Origin of the sequence: Phaeovulum vinaykumarii, assembly GCF_900156695.1 — a bacterium.
Taxonomy (GTDB): Bacteria; Pseudomonadota; Alphaproteobacteria; order Rhodobacterales; family Rhodobacteraceae; genus Bieblia_A; species Bieblia_A vinaykumarii.
The window spans coordinates 257,460-269,898 of the sequence record NZ_FTOM01000003.1 but is presented as its reverse complement, the minus strand read 5'-3'; the positions used below and the strand labels follow the sequence as shown (position 1 = coordinate 269,898).

General features: G+C 70.6%; 11 protein-coding genes. 6 read left to right on the top strand and 5 right to left on the bottom strand.

The window, feature by feature from the left end:
• Positions 1 to 20 precede the first annotated feature (20 nt).
• Positions 21 to 392, bottom strand: a complete 372-nt coding sequence (locus tag BW949_RS09290; RefSeq protein WP_076365376.1) for a DUF2849 domain-containing protein — start codon at positions 390 to 392, stop codon at positions 21 to 23.
• The gene (gene cobA / locus BW949_RS09285; protein ID WP_097177016.1) at positions 389 to 1,216 is read right to left on the bottom strand and encodes a uroporphyrinogen-III C-methyltransferase; all 828 of its coding nucleotides are present in this window, start codon (positions 1,214 to 1,216) and stop codon (positions 389 to 391) included. Before cobA ends, BW949_RS09290 begins: the two co-directional genes overlap by 4 nt.
• Before the next feature lie 136 nt (positions 1,217 to 1,352).
• On the opposite strand from cobA, the gene BW949_RS09280 reads away from it, so the two are divergent.
• The gene (locus BW949_RS09280) at positions 1,353 to 1,814 is read left to right on the top strand and encodes an Lrp/AsnC family transcriptional regulator (protein ID WP_076365374.1); all 462 of its coding nucleotides are present in this window, start codon (positions 1,353 to 1,355) and stop codon (positions 1,812 to 1,814) included.
• 124 nt (positions 1,815 to 1,938) lie between these two features.
• Here BW949_RS09280 and BW949_RS09275 read toward each other — a convergent pair whose 3' ends face one another.
• The 3 genes from BW949_RS09275 to BW949_RS09265 form a co-directional block, all read right to left on the bottom strand.
• Positions 1,939 to 2,535 carry a CinA family protein gene (locus tag BW949_RS09275; protein ID WP_235816256.1) on the bottom strand — a complete coding sequence of 199 codons (597 nt, stop codon included), beginning with the start codon at positions 2,533 to 2,535 and terminating at the stop codon, positions 1,939 to 1,941.
• On the bottom strand, positions 2,532 to 3,029 hold the full coding sequence (locus BW949_RS09270) for a phosphatidylglycerophosphatase A family protein (RefSeq protein ID WP_076365372.1): 498 nt from the start codon (positions 3,027 to 3,029) through the stop codon (positions 2,532 to 2,534). Before BW949_RS09270 ends, BW949_RS09275 begins: the two co-directional genes overlap by 4 nt.
• Positions 3,030 to 3,419: 390 nt before the next feature.
• A complete protein-coding gene (locus BW949_RS09265) occupies positions 3,420 to 4,562 on the bottom strand; it encodes a bifunctional 2-C-methyl-D-erythritol 4-phosphate cytidylyltransferase/2-C-methyl-D-erythritol 2,4-cyclodiphosphate synthase (RefSeq protein ID WP_076365370.1) in 1,143 nt (380 codons plus the stop codon).
• Between the two features lie 337 nt (positions 4,563 to 4,899).
• On the opposite strand from BW949_RS09265, the gene dusB reads away from it, so the two are divergent.
• The 5 genes from dusB to ntrX all read left to right on the top strand — a co-directional run bounded on the left by dusB (position 4,900) and on the right by ntrX (position 12,384).
• Positions 4,900 to 5,949 (top strand): tRNA dihydrouridine synthase DusB, encoded by a 1,050-nt coding sequence (dusB, locus tag BW949_RS09260; protein WP_076365368.1) that lies wholly within the window; start codon positions 4,900 to 4,902, stop codon positions 5,947 to 5,949.
• Positions 5,946 to 7,052 (top strand): two-component system sensor histidine kinase NtrB, encoded by a 1,107-nt coding sequence (locus BW949_RS09255; RefSeq protein ID WP_076365366.1) that lies wholly within the window; start codon positions 5,946 to 5,948, stop codon positions 7,050 to 7,052. Before dusB ends, BW949_RS09255 begins: the two co-directional genes overlap by 4 nt.
• Before the next feature lie 17 nt (positions 7,053 to 7,069).
• Positions 7,070 to 8,437 (top strand): response regulator, encoded by a 1,368-nt coding sequence (locus BW949_RS09250; RefSeq protein WP_076365364.1) that lies wholly within the window; start codon positions 7,070 to 7,072, stop codon positions 8,435 to 8,437.
• 177 nt (positions 8,438 to 8,614) lie between these two features.
• Complete coding sequence (locus BW949_RS09245) at positions 8,615 to 10,966, top strand: sensor histidine kinase NtrY-like (RefSeq protein WP_083947693.1); 2,352 nt, start codon at positions 8,615 to 8,617, stop codon at positions 10,964 to 10,966.
• A complete protein-coding gene (gene ntrX, locus BW949_RS09240) occupies positions 10,963 to 12,384 on the top strand; it encodes a nitrogen assimilation response regulator NtrX (RefSeq protein WP_076365360.1) in 1,422 nt (473 codons plus the stop codon). Before BW949_RS09245 ends, ntrX begins: the two co-directional genes overlap by 4 nt.
• The last annotated feature ends 55 nt before the right edge of the window (positions 12,385 to 12,439 follow it).

Here is a 12,439-nt window from a genome sequence, read left to right as displayed (position 1 = left end):
GGGGCTCAGGAGACGGGGGCTCAGGGGGCGGGATCGGGAGGGGCGGGAAGGGGCCCGGCGTCCGGTCCCGTCTCGGGGAAAGGGGCGCCCGAGGGGAAAGGGGCGCCGGGCAGCGCAAGCGTCGGGCCGCCGGCGCGGATGCGGCCGCGCAAGGGCCGCGGCACCGGGCCGTCGGGGCCGGGATCGGCGGGCACCAGCTCGGGCCCGACAAGGCGCAGAACCTCGGCTTCGGCGGCGGTTAATGCCGCCTGGGCCTCGGTTGCGTCCTCGAAGAGATGCGCTGCGCGCGCCTCCTCGGTCCATCCTTGTGCCGTGCGCCACAGGACGCGCCCGCTCAGCAGGCAATTGGCGCCCAGAAGCGCGGGGGTGAAGCGGCGGGCCGGGCGGCTCATGCGCGGCCCTCCCGGATCTCGGCGGTGAGGGGCGCGGCGGTGACGGGCGCTGCGGAGCGGTGCGGGGCGGAGAGGGCCGGGGCGGGGGCGCGCTGCGCCAGCGCGGGGCGCGCGGCGCGCGGGGCCAGCCCCAGCAGGATCACCGCCGGGCCGGCGAGGTCGGCCACCGTTGCCGGCAGTTCCGCCAGCGTGGTGCCGATCACGCGCTCGGACCCGCGCGAGACATTCTCGAGCACGGTCACGTCGGTTTCGGGGGCGGCGCCATGCATCATCAGCCGGCCCTGCACGAAGCGGGCCGCGCGCTTGCCCATGTAGATCGCGGCGACGGCGCCGGGGCGGGCCAGCGCGCGCCAGTCGGCCTCGGCGAAGCCGCGGGTGTCATGCGCCGAGAGCAGAAGGGCCGCGGTGTTGCGCCCGCGCCGGGTGAAGCTCTGGCCGATCCGCGCCACGGCGGCGGTGGCGGCGGTGATGCCGGGCAGGATGCGATAGCCGATGCCCGCGGCCTCGAGGGCCTCGATCTCCTCGTCGAGCCGGCCGAAGACACCCGGATCGCCCGCCTTGAGGCGCAGAACGCGCTTGCCCTCACGCGCGAGGGCGACCATCAGCGCCGAGATCTCCTCCTGTGCCATGGCGGGGCCGAAGCCTTCCTTGCCGGTCTCGATGACCTGCGCCTGGGGCGTGGCCAGCGCCAGGATCTCGGCGGGGACCAGACGGTCGTGGAGCACGACCTCGGCGGCGGCCAGCGCCTTGATGACCGCGATGGTCAGCTGGTCGGGGTCTCCGGGACCGGCACCGGCGATGACGACTTGGGGGATCAGGGACATGGGACACCTCGTGTTCTTGCGCCCCTTATAGAACAATGTTCCGATATTTCGCCAGATATGGGGATTGAAAAGGTCCGTAGTCCCGGAATATGACATTCGTGTGAAACGTATGTTCCGCTTTGGGGGGTATCCGGGAATGAGCGTCGCGCTGGATGAGATGGATCGGAAGATCCTTGCGCAATTGCAGCAGGATGCCAGCCAGTCGCTGGACGAGATTGCGCGCAAGGTGGGCTCGTCGAAGACGCCGGTGTGGAATCGCATCCGCAAGATGCGCGAGGGTGGCGTGATCGGTCGGCAGACGGTGATCCTGGATCCCGAGGCGCTGGGGCTCGAGGCGTGTTTCTTCGTGCTGATCCGCACCTCCGAGCATGATGCGGCCTGGCAGGAGAAGTTCCTGCATGCGCTTCTGGGCCGCCCCGAGGTTCTGGAGGCGCACCGGCTGGCGGGCGATATCGACTATATCCTGAAGGTGCGGGTGCGCAATGCGCGGGCCTATGACCAGTTCTATCAGGCGCTGATCGCCGAGGTGAAGGTGCACAATGTCACCGCGCTTCTGTCGATGGAGGAGATCAAGTCGACGACGCTGCTGCCCCTGTGACATCCGGCCGGGCCGGGGGAGCGCGCGCCGCGGGGATCGACCCCGCGGCGCGCGCGGGCGCCCTGTCGGGCGCCGGTCACGGTGGCGGCCGGACGTGAAGGGGGGCGGTCGTGAAGGAGGGCGCTCAGGCGACGGTCGTGCCGTCCATCACCGGCAGCGCGGGCCAGAGCGCCAGCGCCCCTTCGAGCCGCGTCAGCGCGTGGCGCGCGCTGGCCAGGCGCACCGCCCCGCGGCCGCGTGCGCCGAATTCCACCGTCTCGGCGCGAATCTCCGGGGCATGGCCCGGTTGCATCTGCGCCAGCGCAAAGCAGACCCGGCCTTCGGGCTTGAATTCGGACCCGCCCGGCCCCGCGATCCCGGTGATGGCGATCGCCAGGCGCGCACGCGGGCCGGCGTTCTCGGCCGTGGCGGCGTGTTCGGCCATCGCCAGCGCGCCTTTCGCCATCTCGCGGGCGACGGGCTCGGAGACGGCGCCAAAGCCCTGAAGGCTGCGCGCGCTCACCCCCAGGACCGCGCGCTTGACGCCGTTGGAATAGCTGACCACGCCCCCTTCCACCACGCGCGAGGCGCCGGCGATCTCGGTCAGGCTGGCGGCCAGAAGGCCCCCCGTGCAGCTTTCGGCGGTGACGATCCAGACGCCCTGCGCGCGCGCGGCCGCGATCACGGCCTCGGCGCGTTCGGCCAGGTCCGCCCCCAGCCCGGAGAGCCCCTCCGCGCTCACATCAGCACCCCATGCGCGATCCCCGCCGCGATCAGCGTGGCGATGCCGGCAAAGAGCCCCGCCCAGAGATCGTCGAGCATCACCCCATCGGCGTCGCCGCGCGCATCGGCGCGCCCGACCAGCCAGGGTTTCCAGATGTCGAAGAGGCGGAAGAACACGAAGGCCGCGAGCCAGCCGGGATAGGGGAAGGTCCAGCTGGGCAGGCCCATCAGCCAGAACGCGGCCGAGGGAAACAGCAGCGCCAGCCATTGCCCGGCCACCTCGTCGATGACGATCTCGGAGGGGTCTTCGCCGGGGCGGTCGCGCAGGGCCTGGCGCACCGACCAGAAGCCCAGCGCCGTGACCAGCACGGTGGCCGCCGCCAGCAGCGGGAAATGGCCCAGCCCATGCAGCAAAAGGCCCAGAGCCACGGCCGCGGCCGAGCCCCAGGTGCCCGGCGCGGGCCGCAACAGGCCGACATGGCCGAAAGTGGTGAGAAGGCGGATCATGTCCATGCGGGGGCTCACTTCGGGATTTGGGGGTGTCGGGATCTGGGGCCGGATCGCGGCCGGTGCAGGCATGCTGCCCCCGTCCGCGGCCGAGATCAACGCCAAGTGCCGGGGGGGCGGTGCCAGTGCGCGGCTGTTGTGCGCGGCTGCTGATCAAACGGCGCAAAACGCCTTTGGCCAAATCGCGCCTCGGGGCGCGCTGTGGGGCGCGTCGGGTTGCGACCGGGCGCCTCAGCCTGCGCGCGCCCCGATCCATGCGCTCGGGCTGAGGCGGGGCGGGCGCAGGGGGCGGCGCCTTTGGGTGGGGGGCGGCGCCTTTGGCGCCCGCGCGCGGCGCGGGGTCGATCCCCGCGTCGGGCGCTCCCCTCCCCCGATCCCGCCGGTGTGCCCAAAGGCTCAGTCGGCGATCAGCGTCGCGGTGGCGATGGCGGCGATGCCTTCCTCGCGCCCGGTGAAGCCCAGCTTCTCCGAGGTCGTGGCCTTGACCGACACCCGCGCCGGATCGACGCCCATGATCGCGGCCAGCGCCTCCATCATCTTCGCGGCATGGGGCCCCACCTTGGGCCGCTCGCAGATCAGCGTCACATCGGCATTGGCAATGCGAAAGCCGCGCTCGCGCGCCAGATCGGCGGCATGGCGCAGGAAGATGTCCGACGGTGCCCCCTTCCATTGCGGGTCCGACGGCGGGAAATGCCGGCCGATATCGCCCTCGGCCATCGCGCCATAGATGGCGTCGGTCAGCGCATGCATGCCCACATCGGCATCCGAATGCCCCAGAAGCGCCTTGTCATGCGGGATCTCCACCCCGCACAGGATGACGCTTTCGCCCTCGCAGAAGGCATGCACGTCATAGCCGTTGCCCAGCCTCACATCCATGTCGGTCCTCAATATCCGTTCGGCGCGCTGGAAGTCCTGCGCATAGGTGATCTTCAGGTTGTCCTCGTCGCCCGCGACGATGGCCACGTCAAGCCCGGCCTTGCGCGCGATCTCCACATCGTCGGCCGCGCTTTCGGGGAAGGCGCGGTGCGCCCCCAGGATCGCGTCGAATCGAAAGCCCTGCGGCGTCTGGGCGCGAAACAGCCCCTCGCGGCTCTGGGTGCCGGCCACGCGATGCCCCTTGGGCCCCGAGGCCGTCCCGCGCCAGAGCGCATCGGTCACCGCCAGCGCCGGTGCCGCGGCGGGGTTGCGCTCGAGCGCCTCGAGCACCCGCGCGATCAGATCGGGCCGCACCAGCGGGCGCGCGCCGTCGTGGATCAGCACCCGCATGACCTCCGAGCCCGCCAGCGCCTCGAGCGCATTGCGCACCGACCCGGTGCGATCGGCGCCGCCCTCGACCATGGTCACCGTGCCGCCGAAGAGATGAAGCGCGCGCTCCATGTCCTCGGGGTGGATCACCAGAACGATGCGCCCCAGGCTGCGGAAGGCATCGACGGTATGTTCAAGCACGGTGCGTCCGCGCAGCTGGCGCCATTGCTTGGGTTCGCCCTCTCCGGCGCGGGTGCCGCGGCCTGCGGCAACGATGATGGCGGCTGTGGTCATCTGATCCCCCGTCTGGTGGCTGCCTGCGGGCGCAATGCCTGCCGGCGGTCTGCGGGCCCGCGTGCCGGCCCCTTGCTGCCCGACCCCTTGGGCTGCCCCAACCCCTGGGCAAATCCCTGCGGGCAGGACCGCGCGCGCCTTCATCTTCGCGTCGGGTGCCCGCGGTCGGAGGAAATCCTTAGGCGAAGCGGGGCGGCGGCGCAATGCGCACTTTTGACGGGCTATTTGCCCAAAAGTTATGCATGCTTTCGCCTGTCACGGGAAAAATACCAGCCCCACGATTGCGATTCCCCGCGCTGGGGGTTAGCAGGTGGGCGAGTGCTCAAGGAATAGGCATGTGATTTCGCTCGGCCCGCATCTTCTGGACCCCCCTGTTTTCCTCGCTCCGATGGCGGGGATCACCGATGTTCCCTTCCGCCGCCTGGTTGCGCGCTTCGGCGCGGGGCTTGTCGTGTCGGAGATGGTGGCCTCGGGCGAGATGGTCACCACCCGCCCCTCGGCCCGTGCCGAGGCCCGCGCCCGCGCCGATCTGGGCGGCGAGACCGGGGTGCCGGTCGCGGTGCAGCTGGCCGGGCGCGAGGCCGCGCCGATGGCCGCGGCGGCGGCGCTGGTGGCCGACATGGGCGCTGCGGCGATCGACATCAACATGGGCTGCCCGGCGCGCAAGGTGACGGGCGGGGCCTCGGGGGCGGCGCTGATGCGCGACCCCGACCACGCGCTGCGCCTGATCGAGGCGGTGGTGGGCGCCGCCGCGCCGCGGGGCGTGCCGGTCACGCTGAAGATGCGGCTGGGCTGGGACGACGACAGCCGCAACGCGCCCCTGATCGCGGCGCGGGCGGTCGCGGCCGGGGTGGCCATGATCACCGTGCACGGACGCACCCGGATGCAATTCTATGGCGGCCAGGCCGATTGGGCCGCCATCGCGCCCGTGGTGGCGGCGGTGCCGGTGCCGGTGGTGGCCAATGGCGATATCCGCTGCGGCGCCAGCGCGCGCGCGGCCCGTGCGCAGAGCGGGGCGGCCGCGGTGATGGTGGGGCGCGGCGCCTGTGGTGCGCCCTGGCGGCTGGCGCAGATCGCGCATGCGCAGGGCCACGCCCCCGCGCCCGTGCTCCCCCGGGGGGCGGAACTGGTGGATCTGATCGGGGAGCATTACGAGGACATGCTGAGCCATTACGGCACCAAGGTGGGCGCCCGTGTCGCGCGCAAGCATCTGGGCTGGTATGCCGAGACCCTGGGCGGCACCGCCCTGGCCCGGCGCGCCGAGCTGCTGCGCGCGGATGATCCCGCCGCCACGCGGGCGCTGATCGCGTCGGCCTTCGCGGAAGCCGCCGTCGCCCCATCTGACGCGGCGTCCCAGGCGCCTGACGCGGGGAGGGTCGCGGCATGAGCCTGCCTGCCCCCGGCATCATCTGGACCAGCCTGCCGATCCCGGCGATCCTGGTCGATGCGCGCGACCGCGTGCACGAGGTCAACCCGGCCGCCGAATTGTTCCTCAACCTTTCGGCGCGGCATCTGCGCGGCCAGCGCCTGCTCGAGCGGCTGGCCATCGACGCCCCCCTCGAGGAGGTCTTCCTGCGCGTGCGCAAGAACCATTCGGCGCTGTTCATCAACGATGCCGACATCTCGACCGGGGAACGCGCGCCCGTGGCCTGCACGATCCAGGCCGCCCCCTTGGGCGATGATCCGGACATGATCCTGCTTCTGATCCAGCCGCGCGAGCTGGCCGACCGGCTGGGCCGCGCGCAGCAGGTCAAGTCGGCGGCGCGTTCGGCCATCGGCATGGCCGAGATGCTGGCCCACGAGATCAAGAACCCGCTGGCGGGGATCGCGGGGGCGGCGCAGCTTCTGTCGATGAATCTCTCGCCCGAGGACATGGAGCTGACCGACCTGATCGTCGAGGAGACGCGCCGCGTGGTCAAGCTGCTCGAACAGGTCGAGCAATTCGGCAATGTCCGCCCGCCCGATCTGAAGCCCGTCAACATCCACGACGTGCTGGACCGGGCGCGCAAATCCGCCGTGGTGGGCTTTGCCGCGCATATGACCATCATCGAGGATTACGACCCCTCGCTGCCACCGACGCCGGGCGATGCCGACCAGCTGACGCAGGTCTTCCTGAACCTGCTCAAGAATGCCGCCGAGGCCTCGAAGGGCCGGCCGGGCACGATCCGCATCCGGTCCTTCTATGACGTGTCGCTGCGTCTGCGCGGGGCCGATGGCACCGGCCAGCCGCTGCCGATCCAGGTCGAGATCATCGACGACGGCCCCGGCATCCCGCCCGAGATCGCCTCGGACCTGTTCGAACCCTTCGTCTCGGGCCGCGAGAACGGCACCGGGCTGGGCCTCGCGCTGGTTTCCAAGATCGTCAACGAGCACAGCGGCTGGATCAGCCTCGATTCCGTGCCCGGCCGCACGATCTTCCGCATTTCCCTGCCGCGCATGCCGCGTGGCATCCGCCTTCCCAACGACACTTCCCCTGCCGCGACAGGCTGACCCCCCGGAGACCCCAGATGGACGGCACCGTTCTTGTTGCTGATGACGACCGCACGATCCGCACCGTGCTGACCCAGGCCCTGACGCGGGCGGGCTGCAAGGTGCATGCGACCTCGTCGCTGATGACGCTGATGCGCTGGGTCGAGGAGGGCAAGGGCGACCTCGTGATCTCGGACGTGATGATGCCCGATGGCAATGGCCTCGAGGCGCTGCCGCGGATCGGCAAGGAACGCCCCGGCCTGCCGGTCATCGTCATCTCGGCGCAGAACACGATCATGACCGCGATCCAGGCCGCCGAGGCCGAGGCCTATGATTACCTGCCCAAGCCCTTCGATCTGCCCGACCTGATGAAACGCGCCGCGCGCGCGCTCGAACGCAAGCGCCGTGCCGCGCCGGTGCGCGCGCCCGAACCGCGCGAGGATGCGGGCGATCTGCCGCTGGTGGGGCGCACGCCGTCGATGCAGGCGCTCTACCGGCTGGTGGCGCGGGTGATGAACGCCGATCTGCCGGTGCTGGTCTCGGGCGAATCCGGGACCGGCAAGTCCCTGATCGCGCGGGCGATCCACGATTTCTCGGACCGGCGCACGCTGCCTTTCGTGGTGGCGCAGGCGGCCGACCTGGCGGGCGCCGACGGCCCCTCGGCGCTGATCTCGAAGGTGCGCGGCGGCAGCCTGGTCCTGGACGAGGTGGGCGATTTCGACGACGATTCGCAGGCGCGGCTGGTGCGCATGCTCGACGCGCTGCCCGATCCCGCGCCGCGGATCATGGCCACAAGCCAGGTCGATCTGATGGCGCAGATGGAGGCCGGCAAGTTCCGCCAGGATCTCTATTACCGCATCGCCGGCGTGCAGATCGCGGTCCCGTCGCTGCGCGAGCGGGTCGAGGACATCCCGCTTCTGGCCGATCACTTCCTGGCCCGCGCCGAGCGCGAGGGTGCGGGCTATCGGCGCCTGTCGAACGAGGCCGCGTCCCTGGTGCGCGCCTATTCCTGGCCCGGCAACGTGCGCCAGCTGGAAAACGCCATCCGCCGGCTGGTCTTCACCGCCCCCGAGGAAGAGATCACCCGCGCCGAGGTCGAGCAGGTCCTGGGCAACCAGCCCGTGACCGAGCCCACCCGCGGCGGCGGCGAGGCCGAGAAGCTGTCGGCCTCGGTCGCGCGGCACCTGCGGCGCTATTTCGACCTGCATGGATCGGCGCTGCCCGCGCCCGGTCTCTATGATCGGATCCTGCGCGAGGTCGAGGCGCCGCTGATCGAGATCGCGCTGGATGCGACCGGCGGCAATCAGGCCAGATGTGCGGATCTTCTCGGGATCAACCGCAATACCTTGCGAAAAAAGATCACCGATCTGGATATTCAGGTGACACGCCGCCGCAAGCTGATGTAAAACGGCCACAGAGGGGCGTTGCTTTTCTGTCGCGGTTCCGGGTCTTGGCCGGGGCGCACAGGCCTGCCGAACCGTCGCGGGACGGGCGGCGGGGCGTGCCGCGCCCGACCGGGCAGGGAGCATCCGTTGAGCGTGCAGAACGCACAACCCGCGGGCCGGGGCACGATCCCGGCGGGCATGGGCGACGAAGACGCCCGGCCGCGTGAGCGCGGGCGCTGGCTGCGGGCGCGGCGCCTGGCGGCCCTGGGCCTGGTGGGTCTGGGGCCGGTGCTGGCCATCGTCACCTTTCTGGTGTTGGGCCCCTTCGGCCAGGGCGCGGATTCGACCGCGCTGCGCCTCGTCTTCCTGGCCGATGCCGCCTATTTCCTGATCCTGGCCTCGCTGGTCGGCATCCAGCTGATGCGCATGGTGGCCGCGCGCCGCGCGCGCTCGGCCGGCGCACAGCTCCACCTGCGGCTGACGGGCATCTTCGCGGGCGTCGCGCTGGGCCCCACGATCCTGGTCGCCGTCTTTGCCGGGCTCACGCTCAATGCCGGCCTCGAGGGCTGGTTTTCCGAACGCGTGCGCCAGGTGGTCGGCGCCTCGCTGGCCGCGGCCGAAGCCTATCAGGAGGAACACCGCCGCGACCTGACCCAGGATGCCGAGGCGCTTGCGGGCTTTCTCAACCTGCGCCGGCAGGCCGCGGCCTTCCTGTCGGACGGGGACTTGCGCGAATTGCTGACCCAGGGGCAGGCGGCGATCCAGCGCGGCCTGCGCGAGGCCTATGTGGTCGATGCCGCAGGCGACATCCGCGCGCGCGGCGAACGCAGCTATCTCTTTGATTACGAACAGCCCCCCGCCGCCGACATGGCCCGCGCCGACACCGGCGAGACGGTGCTGATCGAGGATTGGGACAACAACGAATTCCGCGCGCTGATCCGGCTTGATGCCTTTGCCGACCGCTATCTCTATGTCTCGCGCGCGGTCGATGGCGATCTGCTCAGCCTTCTTGATGACACCCGCCAGACCGTGGGTCTCTATCAACAGCTCGAGGCCACGCGCGGCCGCGTCCTGTTCGAATTCGGGCTGGTCTACATGGGCTTTGCGCTGATCCTGGTGATGGCGGCGGTCTGGCTGGGGCTGTGGCTGGCCGAAGGGCTGTCGCGCCCGATCGGGCGGCTGGCGCAGGCGGCCGAGGCGGTGGGCGCGGGCGATCTGGACCACCGCATGCCCGAAGCCCCCGGCGAGGACGAGGTCGCGGTGATGAGCCGCGCCTTCAACCGCATGACGCGCCAGCTCAAGCGCCAGCGGCTGGCGCTGATCGAGAACACCCGCGAGATCGAGGAACGCGGCCGGCTGTTCGATTCCGTGCTGGGCTCGGTCACCTCGGGGGTGATCGGGCTCGACCCCGACGGGCGGGTCGATTTCCTGAACCCCGCCGGTCAGCGCCTGCTGGACATGAGCGCGGGCGCCGGCATCGGCAAGCCGCTGCCCGAGGCCGTGCCCGAGTTCGAGCCGCTGCTGGCGCGGCTACGGGCCTCGGGGCCGATGGGGACGGGCGCGGTCCAGGACGAGATGCAGATCGCGCGGGCGGGCCGGCTCGAGCGGCTTCTGGTGCGGCTGGCCGAACGGCGCGGGGCCGCGGGCGGGCTTGAGGGCTATGTTCTGGCCTTCGACGATGTGACCGAGCTGGTCAGCGCCCAGCGGATGGCCGCCTGGGGCGACGTGGCGCGCCGCATCGCCCACGAGATCAAGAACCCGCTGACGCCGATCCAGCTTTCGGCCGAGCGCATCCGCCGCAAGGCCGCGCGCAACCTGCCCCCCGACGAGGCCGAGGCGCTGACCCAGCTGACCGATGTCATCATCCGCCAGACCGGCGATCTGCGCCGCATCGTGGACGAATTCTCGCGCTTTGCCCGCATGCCCGAACCTGACCGGCGCGAACATGACATCGTGAAATTGCTGCGCGACGCCACGCTTCTTCAGGAAGAGGCGCTGCATGGCGCGCGGCTGGTGGTCGATCTGCCTGAGGCGCCCGAGCTGCTGGAGATCGACGCGACCATGATCGGGCAGGCGGTCACCAATCTTCTCAAGAACGCGGGCGAAGCTATTGAAAGCCTGCGCGAAAAAGGCGAACCTGCGGGCTGGCACCCGGAGGTGCGGCTGGGCTTCGAGACCGCCCCCGAAGGCGTGCGCATCCTGATTGCCGACAATGGCATTGGCCTGCCGCCCGACCGTGCGCGGCTCTTCGAGCCTTATGTGACCACGCGCGCCAAGGGCACCGGGCTTGGCCTGTCGATCGTGCGCAAGATCATCGAGGAACACGGCGGCGCGCTGACGCTTGGCGATGCGCCCGCCTTTGCGCCCGGTGCGCATCAGGGCGCGCTGGCCGAGATCCGGCTGCCGCGGGCGGTGGCGCGGCGGGGGCGCGGGCTGCGCGATCCCGCGGCCCCTTCGGGCAATTCCAACAGCCATCGGGGGGCGGATGCCGCCCCCTCGGCGCAGACCCAGACGAGTGGGGCATCCGATCCCCCGGCGGAGGCGACATGAGTGACATCCTGATCGTTGATGACGAACGCGATATCCGCGAACTGGTGGCGGACATCCTGCGCGACGAGGGCTATTCCACGCGCCTTGCCGCCAATGCCGATGAATGCATCGACGAGATCAACGCCGCCGAACCCGCGCTGATGATCCTCGACATCTGGCTCAAGGACAGCCGCATGGACGGGATCGACATCCTCAAGCAGGTCAAGCGCGACAATCCCGACGTGCCGGTCATCATCATCTCGGGGCATGGCAATATCGAGATCGCCGTGGCCGCGATCCGGCAGGGCGCCTATGATTTCATCGAAAAGCCCTTCAATATCGACCAGCTTCTGGTGGTGATCGCCCGCGCCATGGAGACCGCGCGCCTGCGCCGCGAGAACGCCAGCCTCAAGCGCCGCGAGGGCGGCCTGGGCGAGATGGTCGGCGCTTCGGCGGCGCTGCGGCGGCTGCGCGACCAGCTTGACCGCGTGGCCAAGTCGAACGGCCGCGTCATGCTGACGGGCGAGCCCGGCGCCGGCAAGGAGCTGGCCGCGCGCTATATCCACGCCAATTCCAACCGCGCCTCGGCGCCCTTCGTCACCGTCACCTCGGCCTCGATCGAGCCCGAGCGGATGGAGGAGGTTCTCTTCGGCCGCGAAACCCCCGAACGCGGGGTCGAGAAGGGGCTTCTGGAACAGGCCCACGGCGGGGTGATCTATTTCGACGAGGTCGCGGACATGCCGCTGGGCACCCAGTCCAAGATCCTGCGCGTGCTGACCGAACAGCAATTCACCCGCGTGGGCGCCACCGACAAGGTGCGCGTCGATCTGCGGGTGATCTCGTCGACCACGCGCGATCTGACCGCACAGATCGCCTCGGGCGCCTTCCGGCAGGAATTGTTCGACCGGCTGAACGTCGTGCCGGTGGCGGTGCCCGCGCTCTCGGAGCGGCGCGAGGACATCCCCGAACTGGCGCGCCATTTCATTGCCGCCTTCAACCGCAGCCAGGGCCTGCCCCTGCGCGAGCTGACCGACGAGGCGGCCGCGCTTCTCCAGACGCTCGACTGGCCGGGCAACATCCGCCAGTTGCGCAACGTGGTCGAGCGCGTGCTGATCCTGGGCGACGGAACCGGCCCGATCGAACCGCGCGAGATCGAGGGCACCGAGGCCCGCCCCGAGGAAGGCCGGCTGGTCCTGTCGGGGGCGCTGGCGGCGCTGCCCCTGCGCGAGGCGCGCGAATTGTTCGAACGCGAATATCTGGTCACCCAGATCAACCGTTTCGGCGGCAATATCTCGCGGACGGCGAATTTCGTCGGCATGGAGCGTTCGGCGCTGCACCGCAAGCTCAAGTCGCTGGGCGTTGTCGGCGCCGCCAAGAGCCGGGGCGCTGCGGGCGACGAGGGGGCCGAGGGCGACGCCGAGGACATCGTTTCGGCCTGATCCCCCTTTTTCCGGCGGTCGTTCCGGGCCGCCGGGTGCCGGGTCCGCTGGACGT

Bases quoted from the DNA above. Each gene is read 5' to 3' on its own strand.
- BW949_RS09245 (WP_083947693.1), top strand. From the start codon at position 8,615: ATGGGCGACGAAGACGCCCGGCCGCGTGAGCGCGGGCGCTGGCTGCGG.
- BW949_RS09290 (WP_076365376.1), bottom strand. From the start codon at position 392: ATGAGCCGCCCGGCCCGCCGCTTCACCCCCGCGCTTCTGGGCGCCAAT.
- BW949_RS09255 (WP_076365366.1), top strand. From the start codon at position 5,946: ATGAGCCTGCCTGCCCCCGGCATCATCTGGACCAGCCTGCCGATCCCG.
- BW949_RS09270 (WP_076365372.1), bottom strand. From the start codon at position 3,029: ATGGACATGATCCGCCTTCTCACCACTTTCGGCCATGTCGGCCTGTTG.
- BW949_RS09280 (WP_076365374.1), top strand. From the start codon at position 1,353: ATGAGCGTCGCGCTGGATGAGATGGATCGGAAGATCCTTGCGCAATTG.
- BW949_RS09250 (WP_076365364.1), top strand. From the start codon at position 7,070: ATGGACGGCACCGTTCTTGTTGCTGATGACGACCGCACGATCCGCACC.
- ntrX (WP_076365360.1), top strand. From the start codon at position 10,963: ATGAGTGACATCCTGATCGTTGATGACGAACGCGATATCCGCGAACTG.
- BW949_RS09265 (WP_076365370.1), bottom strand. From the start codon at position 4,562: ATGACCACAGCCGCCATCATCGTTGCCGCAGGCCGCGGCACCCGCGCC.
- cobA (WP_097177016.1), bottom strand. From the start codon at position 1,216: ATGTCCCTGATCCCCCAAGTCGTCATCGCCGGTGCCGGTCCCGGAGAC.